The organism is Streptomyces sp. NBC_00012 (assembly GCF_045040875.1).
Classification (GTDB): domain Bacteria; phylum Actinomycetota; class Actinomycetes; order Streptomycetales; family Streptomycetaceae; genus Streptomyces.
This window is the reverse complement of sequence record NZ_CP108309.1, coordinates 6554746-6574637: the sequence shown is the minus strand read 5'-3', so window position 1 is coordinate 6574637 and position 19892 is coordinate 6554746. Positions and strand designations below refer to the sequence as shown.

The following is a 19892-nucleotide window of genomic DNA, read 5'->3' as shown; positions in this document are numbered from 1 at the left end:
ACGGCCACCCGTCAGCACATCGGGTACCGTCCGTCCGGCCAGGCCACCGCGTGCTCGAACTCCAGGCACAGGTCGTCGGCCAGCTCGGTGATCACCGCGCGGCCCTCGGTCGACACCAGCCAGGACGGCGGAAGGTGTACGTCCCCGTGGCGTGCGCCGAGCAGATTGCCGCAGATCGCTCCCGTGGAGTCGCTGTCGCCCGAGTGGTTGACCGAGAGCAGCAGTGCCCCGGCCACCTGATCGGCGCCGGGCAGCACCAGAGCGCAGTACACCGCGATGGCGAGGGCCTCCTCGGCGACCCAGCCCGCGCCCAGCGTCTCCACCTTCTCGCCCGTCGGCGCGCCCTCCGCGGCCAGGTCGACGGCGGCCCGCAGCGCCTTCGTCGTCTCCTCGTTCCCCGGGTGGTGGCGCAGCAGCTCCATCGCCCTCAGCACGGCACCCGCCATCGAGTCGCCCTCCAGGAGATGCGCGACGATCGCGGCGAGGGCCCCGGCAGCGTACGCACCGGTCGGATGGCCGTGGGTGATCTGCGCGCACCAGTACGCGAGCCGGAAGCTCTCCCCGGCATCCTGGCCCACCAGCCCGAAGGGGGCGGACCGCATCACCGTGCCGCACCCCTTGGACCCGGTGTTGACGGGGCCGGGCTCACCGAGCCGGTGCGTCGGTTCCGGGACGTGGCCGGTGGCGAGCCCGGTCAGACAGGCGTTACCGGGCGCCCGGCGCGCGTAGAGCCAGGGCTGCTGCCGGAGCCAGCCGGTCCGTATCGGGCTGTCACCGCCCGCGACGGGCGGCGCGGGGTGGTTCTGGGTGTCCAGCCAGCGCAGGTAGGCGTTCCGCACCAGAGCGGTCTCGGCACCGCCGATCCCCTTCGACGCCGCCCGGGCGTGGGCCCTGATCAGCGCTTCGGCCGTGAACAGGGTCATCTGCGTATCGTCCGTGACCCGCCCGACGACCCCTTCCTCGTCCGGGAGGAGCCCGGGTACGCCGTGCTCACCGTGCGCGCGACGGATACCGGCCAGGGAGAGGAACTCCACCGGGTTTCCCAGCGCGTCCCCGATCGCCCCGCCCAGCAGACAGCCCCGGACCCTCGCCCTGCGGCCGGTACGGTCCTCCCACGATGTGCCGTTCACGCACGATCTCCTCAATCCGACGTCGACATGCCCCAAAACGCCGTCGCGGGTCCATCCTGGTAGGAGAGGCGATCGCCATGCGTACCGGCAATGAACCGACGACTGCCCGCAGTCCACTGCGGCTGCGGCTCTGGCTGAGTCTATGGGGGCTGGCCTGGGCCGTCTTCGGCCTGGCCGCCTTCACCCTGACCGGCCGGCCGGGCTGGGCCGCCGCCTGCGGCCTGCTGCTCCTGCTGGTCCTGGTGGATCTGACGGTGATCGTCCACCACATCCACCAGGGCCCGCACTACCAGCCCGGCCGCGACATCCCGCCGTACGAACCCGACCACGGCGGGCGCGGCAGGTACGGACACTGAACCGGGCCGGGGGTGCGCCCGCCCGGCTCCGGGCGTCAGTCCTGGACCGGGAAGCGGGCCGCCTTCAGATACTCCGGGTTCGGGTCGAGCGCGGCGGCCAGCCGGAAGTGGCGGGCCGCCCGGTCCGGGCGGTTGGAGCGCTCGAAGGTACGGGCCAGCGCGAAGTGCGCGAAGGCGTTGTCCGGTTCGCGCTCCAGGACGAGTTCGAATTCGAGCTCGGCGGGGCGCAGCTGGGCGGCGGCGAAGAACGCGCGGGCGCGCAGCAGCCGGGCCGCGGTGTTCTCCGGATGGGCCGCGATCACCGAATCCAGCAGTTTCACCGCGCCACGGGGGTCGCGCGCGGCCAGCAGTTGTTCGGCCGCGCGGAAGTCGATGACGTCGGTCTCCGGGGTCCTCTCGGGCACGGTCTCGTCCATCCCTTCGTCACCGAGTTCTCGACTCGTCATCGGGTCCTCAACGTCCGGGCGCGGTCCGGTATTCCGGATCCCGGCCGGTGCCGGGTCAGCCTGCCGCGGCAACCCGCCCGGTCAGCTCCGACCAGACCTTGCGGACCTGCGGCTCCAGGTTCTCCAGCGGTCCGTCGTTGTCGATGATCAGATCCGCCACGGCCCGTCGCTGCTCCCGGGTGGCCTGGGCGGCCATCCGGGAGCGGGCCTCGGCCTCGGTCATGCCGCGCAGCCGTACGAGCCGGTCGAGCTGGGTTCCGGGGCTCGCGTCCACGACGACGACCAGGTCGTAGAGCGGCGCCAGGCCGTTCTCGGTGAGGAGGGGAACGTCGTGGACGACGACCGAGTCGGGGCCCGCGGCCCGCTCCAGCTCGGCGGAACGGGCGCCGACCAGGGGGTGGACGATCGCGTTGAGGGTGGCGAGCCGGTCGGCGTCGGAGAAGACGATCGAGCCGAGCTTCGGCCGGTCCAGGGTGCCGTCGGCCGTGAGGATGCCGGAGCCGAACGCGTCGACGACGGCCGCGAGCCCGGGTGTCCCCGGCTCGACGACCTCGCGGGCGATCCGGTCCGCGTCGATCAGCACGGCTCCGTATCCGACGAGCAGCCGTGACACTTCACTCTTGCCGGCGCCGATCCCACCGGTCAGGCCCACTTTCAGCATGCCCGGCAGCCTAGTACGAGGGGTGGGCGGCGGGGGCGGTCAGGCGTCCCCCTCACGCTCCGCGAGGAACCGCTCGAATTCCAGGCCGATCTCGTCGGCGGACGGCAGATCCACCGGCTCGGCGACCAGGTTGCCCCGGGTCTCGGATCCGGCGACGGCGTCGTACTGGTGCTCAAGGCCCTCGACGAGCGACACGAGCTCCTCGTCGCCCTGGTCGATCTGCCGGTCGATCTCGGTCTGGGTGCGGTGGGCCTCCGTGCGCAGCGCATGCGCGACGCTCGGCAGGACCAGGCCGGTCGCGGCCGTGATCGCCTCCAGAGCGGTGAGCGCGGCGTCCGGGTACGCGGAGCGGGCGATGTAGTGCGGTACATGGGCGGCGACACCGAGCACGTCGTGTCCGGCCTCCATCAGCCGGTACTCCACCAGGGCCTCTGCGGAGCCGGGCACCTGCGCCTCGTCGAACGGGCTGCGGTGGCCGGGCATGAGGTCCGTGCGGTTGCCGTGCGGGGTGATGCCGACGGGGCGGGTGTGCGGGACGCCCATCGGGATCCCGTGGAAATTCACGGCGAGGCGGACGCCGAGGCGCTCGACGATCTCCTCGACGGCGGCGGCGAAGCGCTCCCACTCCACGTCGGGCTCGGGCCCGGACAGCAGCAGGAAGGGCGCTCCGGTAGCGTCCTGCACGACCCTGACGTCGAGCGTCGGGGTCTCGTAGGCGGCCCAGCGGTCACGCCGGAAGGTCAGCAGCGGACGCCGTGCGCGGTAGTCGACGAGACGGTCGTGGTCGAAGCTCGCCACGACCTGGTGCGGCAGCGTTTCGAGGAGGCCGTCCACGATCTGCTCGCCGGTCTCGCCCGCGTCGATGTATCCGTCGAAGTGGTAGAGCATGACCAGGCCGGCCGACTCCTGGGCGAGCGCCATGTCGACGACGGCCAGGCCCTTCGGCTCCCATTCGTACAAACTCTGCGGATCAGGCACGGTTACCGCTCCTCCTCGTGTTCCTCGAGAAGAACGTCCGGCAGGGCACATGCATTCCCGGACTTTGCCCTTTCACCCCCCTGTTCATGCGGGATCCGAGGCGAGAACCCGGGTGCGGCTCCCACGACGGACTCCCGCGGCAGGCGCCCGCTCTCCCCCGGGAACAAAGGCGTTGGCGTTCATGTCGGTGAACACCTCGGCGGGTAAGCCGAGTTCACGGCCGGCCCGAGAAGGCCGGATCCGCGCACGGCCGGTCAACGGGTCGTCAGTTTCCCGCGCACCACACAGGTGTTCCCCTGCCCACCCGGCCGACCGGCCGAACGCGCGACCTGCGGGGCCGTGCGACCGTGCGAAGCATTGGTCCAGACATTGACACCGCCGCACCCCGTCCCTACCGTCACTGGGCAGAGCGTTCAGAGACTCGCCCCACATTCATGTACGAGAACCTCGAACTCCTTCGACGGGAAGGCACCCCCATGCGCACCCGCACGCTCCTCCCGGCCCTGCTGGCCACCGCGCTCGCCACCGGCGGCCTCGCCCTCGCCTCCGCCACCACGGCGGATGCGGCAACGGTCGTCGACGTGAGCACCGCCGCCCAGCTCAAGTCCGCCCTCACCGCCGCGGCCCCCGGCGACACCATCCGGCTCGCCGACGGCACGTACACCGGCAACTTCAAGGCGACCGTCCCCGGAACCGCTTCCGCCCGGATCACCCTCACCGGCTCGGCCAGGGCGATCCTCACGGCCGGCGGGGGCTACGGACTGCACCTCAACGGCGCCTCCTACTGGACCGTCAAGGGCATCACCGTCACCGGCGGCCAGAAGGGCATCATGGCCGACACCGCCACCGGGGTCGTCATCGACTCGGTGACCGTGCACGACCTGGACATGGAGGGCGTCCACTTCCGCAAGTCCAGCAAGAACGGTGTCATCAAGAACTCGCGGATCTACGACACCGGGCACGATGGCCGCGGCATGGGCGAGGGCGTCTACGTCGGCACGGCCGGCGATCTCTCCGACCGGAGCGACGGGGTCCAGATCCTGGACAACACGATCGGCCCGGGGGTCGGCGGCGAGAACGTCGACATCAAGGAGGGCACCACCGGGGCGAGGATCATCGGCAACACCTTCGACGGCAGCGGGCTGACCGGCGCCAACTACGACGACTCCTGGGTCGATGTGAAGGGCGACGACGTACTGGTCGAGGGCAACAAGGGCTCCCGTACGACCAACAACGGCTACGAGACCCACACCCAGCAGAGCGGCTGGGGCTGCGGCACCGTCTTCCGCGACAACACCTCGGACCTGACCGGTTCCAAGGGCGACAAGCAGCTCGCGATCAACGTCACCAACTACGGCGCGAACTGCCCGACCACCGTCCGCAGCAGCAACACGGTGACCGGCGGCAAGGGGCTGACCAACATCGCCGTCACACCGTAACCGCGCCACGGAAACGAGTGAGGCCCGCTCCCCCGGGGGGAGCGGGCCTCACTTTTCAGCTACTGCGGTCGATCATCGACCGGAGGGGGTGCAGAGCGTCAGCTCTGGCCGCCCGCCAGCTTCTCGCGCAGGGCAGCCAGGGCCTCGTCCGACGCCAGGGCGCCGGAGTTGTCCGCGGACTCCGAGGAGTACGAGCCGCCACCGCTGCCGCCGGAGGCAGCCGGGGCGCCACCGGCCGGGGCGGCAGCGCCCTCGGCAGCAGCGGCCTCGTCGGCCTCGCGGGACTTGATGACCTGGGCCTGGTGCTGCTCGAAGCGCTGCTGCGCCTCGGCGTACTGCGTCTCCCACGCCTCGCGCTGGGTCTCGTAGCCCTCGAGCCAGTCGTTGGTCTCGGGGTCGAAGCCCTCGGGGTAGATGTAGTTGCCCTGGTCGTCGTAGGACGCGGCCATGCCGTACAGGGTCGGGTCGAACTCGACCGAGGCCGGGTCGGCACCGAAGGACTCGTTGGCCTGCTTCAGCGAGAGGCTGATGCGACGACGCTCGAGGTCGATGTCGATGACCTTGACGAAGATCTCGTCGTTGACCTGGACGACCTGCTCCGGGATCTCCACGTGGCGCTCGGCCAGCTCGGAGATGTGGACCAGGCCCTCGATGCCCTCGTCGACGCGCACGAACGCACCGAACGGAACGAGCTTGGTGACCTTACCGGGAACGACCTGCCCGATCTGGTGCGTACGGGCGAACTGCTGCCACGGGTCTTCCTGCGTCGCCTTGAGCGACAGGGAGACGCGCTCGCGGTCCATGTCGACGTCGAGAACCTCGACGGTGACTTCCTGGCCGACCTCGACAACCTCGGAGGGGTGGTCGATGTGCTTCCAGGACAGCTCGGAGACGTGCACGAGACCGTCGACGCCGCCGAGGTCCACGAACGCACCGAAGTTGACGATCGAGGAGACGACGCCGGAGCGGACCTGGCCCTTCTGCAGGGTCGTGAGGAACGTCTGGCGAACCTCGGACTGGGTCTGCTCCAGCCAGGCACGGCGGGACAGAACCACGTTGTTGCGGTTCTTGTCCAGCTCGATGATCTTGGCCTCGAGCTCCTTGCCCACGTAGGGCTGGAGGTCGCGGACACGACGCATCTCGACGAGGGAGGCCGGCAGGAAGCCACGGAGGCCGATGTCGAGGATGAGACCACCCTTGACGACCTCGATGACGGTACCGGTGACGATGCCGTCCTCTTCCTTGATCTTCTCGATCGTGCCCCAGGCACGCTCGTACTGAGCGCGCTTCTTGGACAGGATGAGGCGGCCTTCCTTGTCCTCCTTCTGGAGAACCAGGGCCTCGATCTCGTCGCCGACCTTGACGACCTCGTTCGGGTCGACGTCGTGCTTGATCGAAAGCTCGCGGGAGGGGATGACGCCTTCGGTCTTGTAACCGATGTCGAGCAGGACCTCGTCCCGGTCGACCTTCACGATGACGCCGTCGACGATGTCGCCGTCGTTGAAGTACTTGATCGTCTCGTCGATCGCGGCGAGGAAGGCTTCCTCGTTACCGATGTCGTTGACCGCTACCTGCGGGGTGGTGGCGGTGGTCTCGGTGCTGCTCGTCATGTGGGAAAGGGCTCCGGTACGGACAGTGAGTCGTAGGTACTGCTACGCCGGGAGCCCGTATCACCTCTGCAGAAGCCGGACAGCTCGGGAAGCACCGAACCCGCTGGGCGGGAGACGCCTCGTGAACCGAGGGGACATACAACAGATGCGAGCGCGGCCTGCTAGGTCTGAGGCGCGCAGGCTCGCGGCGCAACTTGTAGCATACGGGGGCAGCCGGGCACGGTCAATGCGCGAAGGCGCACACCGGGGGCGCAACGGCTCATATCCGGCACAACTCGTGTTCCCCGAGGCCAGATCGGCCCCGGGAGACATTCCATGGGCACGGGAGCCGTACCCACAGATGCCCCCAGGCATGTACCGCGTGCGGCGGGGTGAAGGCAAACTACAACGACGGACACGATGAGCCAAGAGATCTACCCGGCCGAACCCGAGGCGACGCGCCGCGACGCGTCGGAGGCCGAGAGCAGCCGGGCCAGTCGCGGCTGGTGGGACCGGAACGCCGACGAGTACCAGAGCGACCACGGCGCCTTCCTCGGCGACGACCGGTTCGTCTGGGGTCCGGAGGGGCTCGACGAGGCGGAGGCCGGTCTGCTGGGCCCCGCCGGATCGCTGCGCGGCCTGGACGTCCTGGAGATCGGCGCGGGCGCCGCGCAGTGTTCGCGCTGGCTCGCCGCGCAGGGCGCCCGCCCGGTGGCCCTGGACCTCTCGCACCGGCAGCTGCAGCACGCGCTGCGGATCGGCGGCAGCGGTGTGCCGGCGGTCCGGCTGGTGGAGGCGGACGCCGGGGTGCTGCCGTTCCGGGACTGCTCCTTCGACCTGGCGTGCTCCGCCTACGGCGCGGTGCCGTTCGTCGCCGACCCCGTGCAGGTGTTCCGCGAGGTGCACCGGGTGCTGCGTCCCGGGGGCCGCTGGGTCTTCTCGGTGACGCATCCGGTCCGCTGGGCGTTCCCGGACGAGCCTGGGCCGGAGGGCCTCTCGGTCGCGGCCTCCTACTTCGACCGCACTCCCTACGTGGAGCAGGACGAGCGGGGCGAGGCGGTGTACGTCGAACACCACCGGACGCTGGGCGACCGGGTTCGGGACGTGGTGGCCGGCGGGTTCCGGCTGGTCGACCTCGTCGAGCCGGAGTGGCCCGCCTGGAACCACCAGGAGTGGGGCGGCTGGTCCCCGCTGCGCGGAAACCTCATCCCGGGCACGGCGGTCTTCGTCTGCGAACGGGACTGATCCGGTACCAGGACCGGGGTACGGGAGCGGGGGCGCGTCGTACGAGACTGGGGGCGTGATCCGTACCGACGCCCTGGACCAGTTGCCCGTACGCACCGCTGTGCCCGCCCTGGAGCGGGCGCTCGACGACCGCGGCGTCGCGGTGCTGTGCGCGCCGCCCGGCACCGGCAAGACGACTCTGGTGCCGCTGGTCCTGGCCGGTCTGGCCGGCGGCGGTCCGGTGCGCAGGGTGGTGGTCGCGGAGCCGCGGCGGATCGCGGCGCGGGCGGCGGCGCGGCGGATGGCGTGGCTCGTCGGGGAGCGGGCCGGCGGCCGGGTGGGGTTCACGGTCCGCGGGGAACGGGTGGTGGGGCGCGACACGGTGGTGGAGGTGGTGACCACCGGTGTGCTGCTCCAGCGGCTCCAGCGCGACCAGGAGCTGGCCGGGATCGACACGGTGATCATCGACGAGTGCCACGAGCGGCATCTGGACGCGGACACGGTCGCCGCGTTCCTGCTCGACGTACGTCAGGCGATCCGGCCCGATCTGCGGCTGGTCGCCGCGTCCGCGACCACGGACGCACAGGGCTGGGCACGGCTGCTGGGCGAGGCCCCGGTGGTCGAGGCGGAGGGTGTCTCGCATCCGGTGGAGGTGGTCTGGGCGCCGCCGGCCGCTCCGGTGCGGCCGCCGCACGGGATGAGGGTCGATCCGGCGCTGCTGACGCATGTCGCCGCGACGGTGCGCCGGGCACTCACGGAGCGGGACGGCGACGTGCTGTGTTTCCTGCCGGGCGTCGGCGAGATCGGCCGGGTGGCGGGGCAGCTGGCCGGGGTGGCCGCCGAGGTGCTCCAGGTGCACGGGCGGGCTCCGGCGGCGGTGCAGGACGCGGTGCTGGCCGGGTCGTCCGGCGAGGGACGGCGGGTGGTGCTGGCGACCTCGGTGGCGGAGTCGTCCCTCACGGTGCCCGGTGTGCGGGTCGTGGTGGACTCGGGGCTGGCCAGGGAGCCGCGTACCGATCACGCGCGGGGGCTGAGCGCGCTGACGACGGTGCGGGCCTCGCAGGCGGCGGGAAGACAGCGGGCGGGCCGGGCCGGGCGGGAGGCGCCCGGGGCGGTGTACCGGTGCTGGGCGCAGGCGGAGGACGGACGGCTCGCCCGGTTCCCGTCCCCGGAGATCAAGGTCGCGGACCTGGCGGCGTTCGCGTTGCAGGCGGCATGCTGGGGCGATCCGGACGCCTCCGGGCTTGCGCTGCTCGACCCGCCGCCCGCGGGTGCGATGAGCGCGGCGCGCGAGGTGCTGACGGCGGTCGGCGCGGTGGACGCGGACGGGCGGGTGACCGACCGGGGTACGCGGATGTCACGGCTCGGCCTGCATCCGCGGCTGGCGCGGGCGCTGCTGGACGGTGCCGCCGAGGTGGGCGGACGGCGGGCGGCCGAGGTCGTGGCGCTGCTGAGCGAGGAACCGCCGAGGGAGTACGGGGACGACCTGGCGGCCGCGCTGCGCACCGCCCGGCGGGGCGGCGACGGGTACGCGGCGCGGTGGCGCCAGGAGGTGCGGCGGCTGTCCTCCTTCGTCGCGGACGCGGGCGGGGGGTCGGGGCCGGACGACGCGGCCGTGGGTCTGGTGGCCGCGCTGGCGTTCCCGGAGCGGGTGGCGCGGGCCCGGGGCGAGGGGGCGTTCCTGATGGCGTCGGGGACGGGTGCCCAGCTGCGGGACGGTTCGGGGCTGCGCAGCGCACCGTGGCTGGCGGTCGCGGTGGCCGACCGGCCGGCGCACTCGGCGTCCGCGCGGGTGCGGCTCGCGGCTGTGATCGACGAGGACACGGCGCGGGCGGCCGCCGGTCACCTGCGGTTCGCGGGCGAGGAGGTCCACTGGTCCGGCGGCGACGTGGTGGCCCGCCGGGTGGAGCGGCTGGGCGCCGTCGAGCTGTCAGTGCGCCCGCTGAAGCAGCCGGCACCCGGACCGGTGCGCGAGGCGCTGGTCGAGGGGCTGCGGCGCGAAGGGACGGCGCTGTTGCGCTGGACGCGGGAGAGCGAGCAGTTGCTGGAGCGGCTCGCGTTCTTGCACCGTGAGCTGGGTGAACCCTGGCCGGACGTGTCGCAGGACGCGCTGCTGGAACGTACCGGGCAGTGGCTGGAGCCCGAGCTGTCCCGGGCCCGGCGGCGCGCCGATCTGGCGCGGATCGACGCGGGGCAGGCGCTGCGGCGGCTGCTGCCGTGGGCGACCGGCGAGGCGGCCCGGCTGGACGAGCTTGCGCCGGAGCGGATCGAGGTGCCGAGCGGTTCCCGTATCAGGGTGGAGTACGGCGGGGCGCAGCCCGTGCTCGCGGTGAAGCTCCAGGAACTGTTCGGTCTGCGGGAGACCCCGCGGGTGGCCGGGGTGCCGGTCCTGGTCCACCTCCTCTCCCCGGCCGGCCGGCCCGCCGCCGTCACCGCCGATCTGGCGTCGTTCTGGCGGGACGGCTACCGGGCCGTACGTGCGGAGCTGCGCGGCCGCTATCCGAAGCATCCGTGGCCGGAGGACCCCACGACGGTGGAGGCGACCCGGTTCACGAAGAGGCCCGGCGGCAGGCAGCGCGGGTGAAGGAGCGGGGCTGGGGTGCGTGCATCGCAAGGCGGAGGATTGAGGCAACGCGATGGGGTCTCCCCTGCTCGAGCGAAGCCGAGAACTTGGGGAAGTCGGTGATCGACGACAACGCCGCGAGGCGCGTGCCCCCGCGACGCCGCGAAGCCTGCCGCCGGACCCTCCGGGGCGCGGCTCAAGCGGGAGCAGGGGCGGGGTCCGGTGTCGCGGCCGGGCGCCGGGAGCGGGCCTCCAGCCACAGGGCGAGGGCGAGCAGTCCGGCGCCGAGGACCAGGAAGCCCCAGGGCAGGTACGAGGTGAGGAGCAGGACCAGCAGGCGCTGGGACTTGACCAGGTCGACGATCGATTCGACGTAGTCCGGGCGCATCTTCACGTGCCCGGCGAACACGGTCATGGTGTCCTGCGGCATCCCCATCTTCCTGGCGTTGCGCAGCTCCTCCTTGTGGATCTCCTCGCCGTTGACCGGCGCTCCGGTGACCGGGTCCACCCAGAACATCCGCTTGGTGGTGTACCAGCGGGTCATGCCCGTCTTCGCGATCTGCTCCGGGCTGACGCCCTTGATCGGCATCTTCTTCGGCATCGGGACCTTGGTCCACGGGACGGTCTGCTCGAAGTAGTAGACGTCCATGCCGTGGAAGGTGCGGGTGCCCTTGTAGTGGATGGGCGAGCTGGTGCGGGCCTGGGCGTCGAAGTACTCGTAGTCGCGCTTCTCGGTGAGGAAGGGCCACTTGAACTCGATGCCCTCGCGCCTGACCGGGTCGCCGTCGACCATTTCGCCGGTGGCGTGGACGGGGGCCTGGCTGTGGGCGTCGAAGATGTAGCGCTCGGGGATCTCGGAGACCATCTTGCCGTCCGGGCCGACCACGAAGCTGAGGGCGTCCCAGACGACGACGTCGCGGCCGGCGCTGCGCTCGATCTTCTCGGACTCCTCGACGTTGCCCTTGAGGGTCTGCACGATGGTGACCTTGGGGACCGTCTTCACCTTCATGTTGTCGTTGTAGTCGAGGAGGGTGGCGGGCTTCGCCTCCAGCACCGTCTCCTGGTACTGGCTGGGCGGGATCTTCGCCAGCCTGGGGAAGGCGTACCAGCGCATCAGTGGCGACATGGCGGCGAAGAATACGGCGAACGCCAGGAGTACGAGGCTGGCTCGGCGGCGCATGTGGGTGCCTCCCTCGGCTTCGGTTGCTTCCGGTGGTCAGTGCCGGAGAGGGGCACTAGTTCTTGTGGCCCGGGACGGTGGTCAGCAGGGGTTTGGGCGAGGTCTCTCCGGGCGGGGCGCCTATCGCCGTGATGGTGAAGACGAGCGCGAGGGCTGCGGCCAGCCCGATGGCGGCGGCGACGAGAGCACGCATGCCGGTCCTCCCGGAGAGTACGGATCTGATGGGCCGTCAGGGTTGAGGCACCGTAGCAACGCGGGCGCGAGATGAGAACACGTAGAACAGCCCCTCTGCCGGGTGGTGGCAAAGGGGCTGTTGCGACGTACGCAGGAGCGGGGTCAGGCGGAGGGCGCTTCGGTCGCCTCGGGCGTCCTGGAGGGCTCAGGCGTCGCGGAGGCGTCGGGCGTCCCGGACGGATCGGGCGTCTCCGAGGCATCGGATGCCTCGACCTTCAACTCGACGACGACCGTGGCGCCGCCCTCGGTGGTGAGGCGCAGCTTGTAGGTCCCGGCGGTGCCGTCTGCGTAGATCCTGGGCAGCTTCAGGGCGCCGTCGGCGCCGGTCTTCAGCCCCGTGAGGGTACGGACCGTCTTGCCGTCGGCGTCCTTGAAATAGGGGCCCTTGTCGTTCTCGACCGGCTTCTCGTCGTCGGTGATCATGGTGGCGGTGACGGCGACACCCGCCGCGACCGCGCCCTTGTAGGTGGCCTTGACCTCGACGACGTCGGCGAACTCGGCGCCGGGCGCCGCGGTCAGCACCTTCTCGTCGGTCCTGGCGATCGCGTCGGCCCGGCGGGCGGTGACGGTCGCGCCGTAGGTGACGGGGGGCAGCGAGGTGCCGGTGGCGACGGCCCGCACCGTGAACTTCCCGGCCTTCTCGCCCGCCTTCAGCACCGGCGCGGTGACCTTTCCGTCGGCGCCGGTCAGCAGGGTGACCGCCTTCTTCCCGCCGTCGAAGGCGGCATCGGTGTCACCGGTGACGGTGAAGGTCACCGGCACCTTGGCGAGCGGGCCGCCGAGGCTGTTCTTGGCCCGGGCCTTGATCCGCTCGGCGAAGGCGTCGCCCGCGGTGGCCGCCAGCGTGCCCGTGCCTGCGTTCTCCACGGCCGCGAGGGTCTTGGACGGCGTGGGGGTGGGCGTCGGCTCGGGGGTCGGGGTCGATCCGCCGCCACCCGGCTTCGAGGGCCCGGGGCCCGGCTTCGGCTTCCCGGAGCCGGACGGTGAGGGCGACGGGCTCGGGCTGCCGGAGTCACGGTCCGTACCGCTGCCGAGGCCGGGCGGGACGGCACCGGTCCCGTCGGGAATCTCGTGGGTGCCGCGCTTGTAGTACTCGAACCACGAGCGGACGGTACGCAGATAGGCGTCCGAGTGGTTGTAGCTCAGCACCGCCCGGTCGAGGTCCGCGGCGAGCGAAAGATCGCGGGAGCCGGCGCAGAGGTAGCGTCCGGCGGCGAGCGCCGCGTCGTAGATGTTGTTGGGGTCCTTGCGACCGTCACCGTTGCCGTCCTGGCCCCAGCTCGCCCAGGTGGACGGGATGAACTGCATCGGGCCGACGGCGCGGTCGTGGGTCGAGTCCCCGTCGTACGCCCCGTTGTCGGTGTCCTTGATCATGGCGAAGCCCCGGCCGTCGAGGACCGGGCCGAGGATCGGCGCGAACGTGGTGCCGTTCGCGTCGACCCGGCCGCCGCGGGCCTGGCCGGACTCGACCTTGCCGATCGCGGCGAGCAGTTGCCACGGCAGCCGGCAGGCGGCGTCGCTGTCGGCGACGGTCCCCTCGGCCTTCTTGTACGCGGCCAGGATCGAAGCCGGGATGCCGGATTCCGCACTGCCGGTGACGGGCAGATTCGTGGACGTGCCAGGCTTGTCGGGGGTGTTCAGCGGGGGCAGGTCCGTGTAGTACGGCGAGTTGCCGGTGGCCGCGCTGTCGTCGGGCGGCGGTGTCGACCCGGTGGTCTGCGGGTCGTCGCTCCCGGTGACCAGCGTGGCGCCCGGGGCCCCCGAGGCGGAGAGCGCCGCCACGGCAACGGCGGCCACGGCGGTGGTGGTCGCCCCCTTGCGAAGCCGGCGACCGAATTGCGCTGCCATACCTCAGGCCCCTCCCCTTCGAGACAGTCCCCGCTCCCCAGCGACAGGACTCAGGCGACCCTACGGCAACTTGTGCCGCCGGGACACTGCGCACTGACCGGTTCTTACCTGTTTTTCACGTTCCCGACGGCAAGTTGTACGGCGGTGGCCGAACGGGGCACGGCAGGCCTCGGCGGCTCGCGCATACTTGCCGCCATGCCGTTCACACTGAGTCATGCCGCCGCCGTGCTGCCCGGAATGCGGCGGGACGGGACGGCGCGTGGGCCACTGTTCGCCTCGGCCCTCGTCGCGGGTTCGTTCGCCCCCGACATGACGTACTACGCGGACACCGCGATCCCCGGCGCCATGGAGTTCGGGCAGGTCACCCACTCGGTGTGGGGCGTGCTCACCGTCGATGTGCTGATCACCGCAGCCGTGGTGGCGTTGTGGCTGGTGCTGCGCGAACCGCTGGTGGCACTGCTGCCGCTGACCTGGCAGGGGCGTGTCCACGCGTTCGTACGGGGACGGCCCTCGGCCCGGGGTGTCCGGGAGGCCGCGGGGTTCGTGGTGTCGGCGATGATCGGGGCCGCCACCCATATCGTCTGGGACGCCTTCACCCATCACGACCGGTGGGGTGTGCGCCTGGTGCCGGTGCTCGACCTGAGCGTCGGCGCGTTCCCGGTGTTCCAGCTGGTGCAGTACGGCAGTTCGGCGGTGGCCCTGGCCGTGCTCACCTGGTTCGTGGCGTCGGGGCTGCACGGGACCGGAGCTCACCCGGCCCCGCCGTCGGTGCCGGTGCTGGACCGTCGGGGCCGGTGGGCGGCAGGGGCGCTGCTGAGCGTCTGCGTACTGCTCGGCGTCGTCCACCGGTGCGCGCGCTGGTACGCGTACTTCGGGCACATCGACACCCCGCTGGACATCATCCCGACCGCCTGCTTCGGCGCCGGGGCGGGCCTGGCGGTGGGCCTGGTGCTGTACGGGGCATGGATGCGGCTGCGGATGCGGCGACCGCGCCCCGCCGCACCCGTGTTCACCGGACGGTCCTAGGGCGGGCCGGGCCGGGCTCGGGGCATCGCTCGCCCCGGCCCGCCCGTTCTGCGCCCCGCCCGTCCGTCCGGCGCCCTCGCAGGGTCAGTGCGCCGCGGACTCCCAGTCCGTACCGACGCCCACCGAGACATCCAGCGGGGCGCGCAACTGCACGGCCGTGGACATCTCGTGGCGCACGATCTCCTCGACCTGCGTCCGCTCGCCCTCGGCGATCTCCAGCACGATTTCGTCATGGACCTGGAGCAGCATCCGCGACTTCAGCTTCGCCTCGGTCAGCGCCCGGTCGACCTGGAGCATGGCGACCTTGACGATGTCCGCGGCCGTGCCCTGGATCGGTGCGTTGAGTGCCATCCGCTCGGCCATCTCGCGGCGCTGGCGGTTGTCGCTGTTGAGGTCGGGGAGGTAACGGCGGCGGCCGAAGACCGTCTCCGTGTATCCCGTGGCCCTGGCCTCCTCCACCACCCGGTGCAGATAGTCACGCACTCCGCCGAACCGCTCGAAGTAGGTGTCCATCAGGCCCCGGGCCTCGCCCGCCTCGATGTTCAGCTGCTGGGAGAGGCCGAACGCGGAGAGCCCGTACGCCAGTCCGTAGCTCATGGCCTTGATCTTGCGGCGCATCTCCGGGTCGACGGCCGGCTTGTCGACGCCGAAGACCTGCGAGGCGACCGTGGTGTGCAGGTCCTCGCCGGAGGTGAACGCCTCGATCAGGCCGGCGTCCTCCGAGAGGTGGGCCATCACCCGCAGTTCGATCTGGCTGTAGTCGGCCGTCATCAGCGTCTCGAAACCCTCGCCGACGACGAAGCCGCGGCGGATGGCCCGGCCCTCGTCCGTACGGACCGGGATGTTCTGCAGGTTGGGGTCCGTGGACGAGAGCCGTCCCGTCGCCGCCACCGTCTGGTTGAACGTGGTGTGGATACGGCCGTCCGCCGCGATCGTCTTGATCAGGCCCTCGACCGTGACCCGCAGCTTGGCCTGCTCACGGTGGCGCAGCATGATCACCGGCAGCTCGTGCTCGGTCTGCGCGGCGAGCCAGGCCAGCGCGTCCGCGTCCGTGGTGTACCCGGTCTTCGTCTTCTTCGTCTTCGGCAGGCCCAGCTCACCGAAGAGGACCTCCTGGAGCTGCTTGGGCGAGCCGAGGTTGAACTCGCGGCCGACCGCGGCGTGCGCCTCCTTCACCGCCTGCTGCACCGCACCGGCGAACTGCTGCTCCATGCCTTCCAGATGGGCCCGGTCGGCGGCGATGCCGTGCCGCTCCAGACGGGCCAGCAGCACGGACGTCGGCAGCTCCATGTCGTGCAGCAGCCCGGCCGCACCGACCTCCGCCAGCCGCGTGGTGAACGCGTCGCCCAGGTCGAGGACCGCACGGGCCTGCGCCATCAGGGACTCCGCCTCGGCCTGGTCGTCCGCGCCGAAGGCGAGCTGCCCGTCGGACGCCGCGGCGGGAGCCAGCTCACGGCCCAGATACTCCACCGCCAGCGCGTCCAGCGCGAAGGAACGACGGCCGGGCTTGACCAGATAGGCGGCCAGCGCCGTGTCCATCGTGACGCCCTCGACCTGCCAGCCGTGCTCGGGGAAGACCCGCATCGCGCTCTTCGCGTTGTGCATGACCTTGGGCCGCTCCGCGTCCGCGATCCACGCGGCGAACGCCTGCTCGTCGCCCTCGTCGAGCGCGGCCGGGTCGAACCAGGCCGCCGCCCCGTCCGCCGCCGCCAGCGCGACCTCGGTGACCGCACCACTGCCCACCGCCCAGGTGTCGACCGTGGCCACGCCGAGCGGCTGCCCGCCGTGCTCGGCGAGCCACGGCGCGAGCTCACCCGCGCCCAGCACCGCACCGTCCAGCTCGACACCCGCGGCGGGCGCCGGGGCCTCGTCCTCGGCCGCGCCCGGGTCGACGGCCAGCAGCCGCTCCCGCAGGCTCGGGTTACGGATCTCCAGGACGTCCAGCACACCCGTCACCGCCGTGCGGTCGTACGGGGCGCGCTCCAGGTCCTGCGGGGTCTTCGGCAGCTCCACGTCACGGACCATCTCGGTCAGCCTGCGGTTCAGTCGCACCGCGTCCAGATGGTCCCGGAAATTCTGGCCGGCCTTGCCCTTGACCTCCTCGGCCCGCTCGACCAGCTCGGCGAACGAACCGAACTGATTGATCCACTTCGCGGCGGTCTTCTCACCCACCCCGGGGATGCCCGGGAGGTTGTCCGACGGGTCACCGCGCAGCGCCGCGAAGTCCGGGTACTGCTGCGGCGTGAGCCCGTACTTCTCCTCGACCTTCGCCGGGGTGAACCGCGTCAGCTCCGAGACGCCCTTCGTCGGGTACAGCACGGTGATGTTGTCCGTGATCAACTGGAACGAATCCCGGTCACCGGTGACGATCAGCACCTCGAAACCCGCCGCCTCGGCCTGCGTGGCCAGCGTGGCGATGACATCGTCCGCCTCGAAACCGTCGACCGCGAAACGGTCCGCACGCATCGCGTCCAGCAGCTCACCGATCAGCTCGACCTGCCCACGGAACTCGTCCGGCGTCTTCGAGCGGTTCGCCTTGTACTCCGGGAACTCCTGCGAGCGCCAGGTCTTGCGGGAGACATCGAACGCCACCGCGAAATGCGTCGGCGCCTCGTCACGCAGCGTGTTCGCGAGCATCGACGCGAAGCCGTACACCGCGTTCGTCGGCTGCCCCGACCCTGTCGTGAAATTCTCCGCAGGCAGCGCAAAGAACGCCCGGTACGCCAGGGAGTGCCCGTCCATCAGGAGCAGGCGCGGTCGGTTGTCTGCCGTCTTCTTCGATGCCGTCTCAGCCACGCCCCCGATCCTGCCACGGACCACTGACATTCCCGACCGGCCCGGCTCGGCACTCTCCCCGTCACTGCCACGTGTCAGCGCCGCGTGACAGGATCGGAAAAGGAACATCGGCAGCTCAAAGGGGAGCACGCAATGGCCACCAAGCCGCCCACAGGAGATCCGGTCCAGGACGCGCCGCGGGTCGAGCCGGCCCAGCACTCCGCCGCCGGGCTGCCCGCCGTCGCCCACAGCCTGCTCATCGCACAGCAGCAGATGGGCGTACGGCGCACCGCGCAGACCCTCCTCAAGGTCAACCAGAAGAACGGCTTCGACTGCCCCGGCTGCGCCTGGCCCGAGGGCGACGAACGGCACACGGCGGAATTCTGCGAGAACGGCGCCAAGGCCGTCGCCGAGGAAGCGACACTGCGCCGGGTCACCCCCGACTTCTTCGCCGCGCACCCGGTCGCCGACCTCGCCAGCCGCAGCGGCTACTGGCTGGGCCAGCAGGGCCGGATCACCCAGCCGATGTACCTTCCCGAAGGCGCCGAACGGTACGAGGCCGTCACCTGGGAGCGCGCCTTCGCCATCATCGCCGAGGAGCTGAGCGCACTCGGCTCCCCCGACGAGGCCCTCTTCTACACCTCGGGCCGCACCAGCAACGAGGCCGCGTTCCTGCTCCAGCTGTTCGCCCGGGAGTTCGGCACCAACAACCTCCCCGACTGCTCCAACATGTGCCACGAGTCCTCCGGCTCCGCACTGACGGAGACCATCGGCATCGGCAAGGGCAGCGTCTCCCTGGAGGACCTCCACCAGGCCGACCTGATCATCGTCGCGGGGCAGAACCCCGGCACGAACCACCCCCGGATGCTCTCCGCCCTGGAGAAGGCCAAAGCGGCCGGAGCAAAGATCATTTCGGTGAATCCGCTCCCCGAAGCCGGCCTGGAGCGGTTCAAGAACCCGCAGACCCCGCTCGGCATGATCAAGGGCGCCGCGCTCAACGACCTCTTCCTGCAGATCCGGATCGGCGGCGACCAGGCCCTCTTCCGGCTCCTGAACAAAATGATCCTGGAGACCGACGGCGCCGTCGACGACACCTTCGTACGGGAGCACACCCACGGCTACGACGAATTCGCCACCGCCGCCCGCGAGGCCGACTGGAACGAGACCCTCACCGCCACCGGCCTCGACCGCGAGACCATCGAAAAGGCCCTGGCCATGGTCCTCGCCTCCAAACGCACCATCGTCTGCTGGGCCATGGGCCTCACCCAGCACAAGCACTCCGTGCCGACCATCCGCGAAGTCGTCAACTTCCTGCTCCTGCGGGGCAACATCGGCCGCCCCGGCGCCGGGGTCTGCCCGGTCCGTGGCCACTCCAACGTGCAGGGCGACCGCACCATGGGCATCTTCGAACGCCCCGCCCCCGCCTTCCTCGACGCCCTCGACGCGGAATTCGGAATCACCTCACCCCGCCACCACGGCTACGACGTCGTCCGCTCCATCCAGGCCCTTCGCGACGGCGACGCCAAGGTCTTCTTCGCCATGGGCGGCAACTTCGTCGCAGCCACCCCCGACACGGACGTCACCGAGGCCGCCATGCGCCGCGCCCGCCTCACCGTCCACGTCTCCACCAAGGTCAACCGCTCGCACGCCGTGACCGGCACCCGCGCACTGATCCTCCCGACCCTGGGCCGCACCGACAAGGACATCCAGGCGAGCGGCAAGCAGTTCGTCACCGTCGAGGACTCCATGAGCATGGTCCACGCCTCACGCGGCAACCTCACCCCCGCGAGCCCCCACCTGCTCTCCGAACCCGCCATCGTCGCCCGCCTCGCGCGCGCCGTCCTCGGCCCCGGATCACGCACCCCCTGGGAAGAGTTCGAGCAGGACTACGCGACGATCCGCGACCGCATCTCCCGCGTCGTCCCCGGCTTCGAGGACTTCAACGCCCGCGTCGCACACCCCGGCGGCTTCACCCTCCCCCACGCCCCGCGCGACGAACGCCGCTTCCCCACCGCGACCGGCAGGGCCAACTTCACCGCCGCCCCCGTCGAGTACCCCGAACTCCCCGAAGGCAGACTGCTGTTGCAGACCCTGCGCTCCCACGACCAGTACAACACCACCATCTACGGCCTCGACGACCGCTACCGCGGCATCAAGGGCGGCCGCCGCGTCGTCCTGGTCAACCCCGACGACGCCCACACCCTCGGCCTGACCGACGGCGCGTACACCGACCTCGTCAGCGAATGGAAGGACGGCGTGGAACGCCGGGCCCCCGGCTTCCGCATCGTGCACTACCCGACTGCCCGGGGCTGCGCCGCCGCCTACTACCCGGAGACCAATGTGCTGGTCCCCCTCGGCTCCACCGCCGACACCAGCAACACCCCGGCCAGCAAATCGGTCGTCGTCCGCTTCGAGAACACCACCGCATGACCGGACCGCGTGA

The 19892-nt window shown here is 71.2% G+C and carries 15 protein-coding genes; 6 read left to right on the top strand and 9 right to left on the bottom strand.

Annotation, left to right across the window (positions count from 1 at the left end):
- Positions 1–11: 11 nt before the first annotated feature.
- Positions 12–1130: an ADP-ribosylglycohydrolase family protein gene (locus tag OHA19_RS30090; RefSeq protein WP_405711591.1), complete on the bottom strand. Its 1119-nt coding sequence runs from the start codon at positions 1128–1130 to the stop codon at positions 12–14.
- A gap of 77 nt (positions 1131–1207) precedes the next feature.
- On the opposite strand from OHA19_RS30090, the gene OHA19_RS30085 reads away from it, so the two are divergent.
- Positions 1208–1486 (top strand): DUF6343 family protein, encoded by a 279-nt coding sequence (locus OHA19_RS30085; protein ID WP_405711593.1) that lies wholly within the window; start codon positions 1208–1210, stop codon positions 1484–1486.
- Positions 1487–1521: 35 nt separating this feature from the next.
- Here OHA19_RS30085 and OHA19_RS30080 read toward each other — a convergent pair whose 3' ends face one another.
- The 3 genes from OHA19_RS30080 to OHA19_RS30070 form a co-directional block, all read right to left on the bottom strand.
- A complete protein-coding gene (locus tag OHA19_RS30080) occupies positions 1522–1890 on the bottom strand; it encodes a tetratricopeptide repeat protein (protein WP_405721344.1) in 369 nt (122 codons plus the stop codon).
- A gap of 97 nt (positions 1891–1987) precedes the next feature.
- Positions 1988–2593: a dephospho-CoA kinase gene (gene coaE / locus OHA19_RS30075; protein ID WP_405711594.1), complete on the bottom strand. Its 606-nt coding sequence runs from the start codon at positions 2591–2593 to the stop codon at positions 1988–1990.
- A 39-nt stretch (positions 2594–2632) separates the two neighbouring features.
- Positions 2633–3571, bottom strand: a complete 939-nt coding sequence (locus OHA19_RS30070) for a PAC2 family protein (protein WP_405711596.1) — start codon at positions 3569–3571, stop codon at positions 2633–2635.
- Between the two features lie 476 nt (positions 3572–4047).
- Between OHA19_RS30070 and OHA19_RS30065 the strand changes: the two genes are divergently transcribed.
- A complete protein-coding gene (locus OHA19_RS30065) occupies positions 4048–5010 on the top strand; it encodes a right-handed parallel beta-helix repeat-containing protein (protein ID WP_405752257.1) in 963 nt (320 codons plus the stop codon).
- A 98-nt stretch (positions 5011–5108) separates the two neighbouring features.
- Here OHA19_RS30065 and rpsA read toward each other — a convergent pair whose 3' ends face one another.
- On the bottom strand, positions 5109–6620 hold the full coding sequence (rpsA, locus tag OHA19_RS30060; RefSeq protein WP_072483117.1) for a 30S ribosomal protein S1: 1512 nt from the start codon (positions 6618–6620) through the stop codon (positions 5109–5111).
- 399 nt (positions 6621–7019) lie between these two features.
- On the opposite strand from rpsA, the gene OHA19_RS30055 reads away from it, so the two are divergent.
- Together OHA19_RS30055 and hrpB are read left to right on the top strand one after the other, a co-directional pair.
- Positions 7020–7844, top strand: coding sequence for a class I SAM-dependent methyltransferase (locus tag OHA19_RS30055; protein ID WP_405711598.1), 825 nt, complete (start codon positions 7020–7022; stop codon positions 7842–7844).
- 55 nt (positions 7845–7899) lie between these two features.
- Positions 7900–10407 carry an ATP-dependent helicase HrpB gene (gene hrpB / locus OHA19_RS30050; protein WP_405752254.1) on the top strand — a complete coding sequence of 836 codons (2508 nt, stop codon included), beginning with the start codon at positions 7900–7902 and terminating at the stop codon, positions 10405–10407.
- A gap of 175 nt (positions 10408–10582) precedes the next feature.
- On the opposite strand, the gene OHA19_RS30045 is transcribed toward hrpB, so the two are convergent.
- From OHA19_RS30045 to OHA19_RS30035, 3 genes are all read right to left on the bottom strand, one after another.
- On the bottom strand, positions 10583–11566 hold the full coding sequence (locus OHA19_RS30045) for a DUF3068 domain-containing protein (RefSeq protein ID WP_405752251.1): 984 nt from the start codon (positions 11564–11566) through the stop codon (positions 10583–10585).
- Positions 11567–11621: 55 nt separating this feature from the next.
- The gene (locus tag OHA19_RS30040) at positions 11622–11759 is read right to left on the bottom strand and encodes an SPW_0924 family protein (protein WP_405711604.1); all 138 of its coding nucleotides are present in this window, start codon (positions 11757–11759) and stop codon (positions 11622–11624) included.
- 143 nt (positions 11760–11902) lie between these two features.
- Entirely contained in the window at positions 11903–13648 is a 1746-nt protein-coding gene (locus tag OHA19_RS30035) for a lytic murein transglycosylase (protein ID WP_405752248.1), read from the bottom strand.
- A gap of 195 nt (positions 13649–13843) precedes the next feature.
- Here OHA19_RS30035 and OHA19_RS30030 point away from each other — a divergent pair, with 195 nt between their 5' ends.
- Positions 13844–14674 carry a DUF4184 family protein gene (locus OHA19_RS30030; protein ID WP_405711608.1) on the top strand — a complete coding sequence of 277 codons (831 nt, stop codon included), beginning with the start codon at positions 13844–13846 and terminating at the stop codon, positions 14672–14674.
- A gap of 84 nt (positions 14675–14758) precedes the next feature.
- On the opposite strand, the gene polA is transcribed toward OHA19_RS30030, so the two are convergent.
- Positions 14759–17470, bottom strand: coding sequence for a DNA polymerase I (gene polA, locus OHA19_RS30025; RefSeq protein WP_405711610.1), 2712 nt, complete (start codon positions 17468–17470; stop codon positions 14759–14761).
- Between the two features lie 132 nt (positions 17471–17602).
- Here polA and OHA19_RS30020 point away from each other — a divergent pair, with 132 nt between their 5' ends.
- The gene (locus tag OHA19_RS30020; protein WP_405711612.1) at positions 17603–19879 is read left to right on the top strand and encodes an FdhF/YdeP family oxidoreductase; all 2277 of its coding nucleotides are present in this window, start codon (positions 17603–17605) and stop codon (positions 19877–19879) included.
- Positions 19880–19892 lie beyond the last annotated feature (13 nt).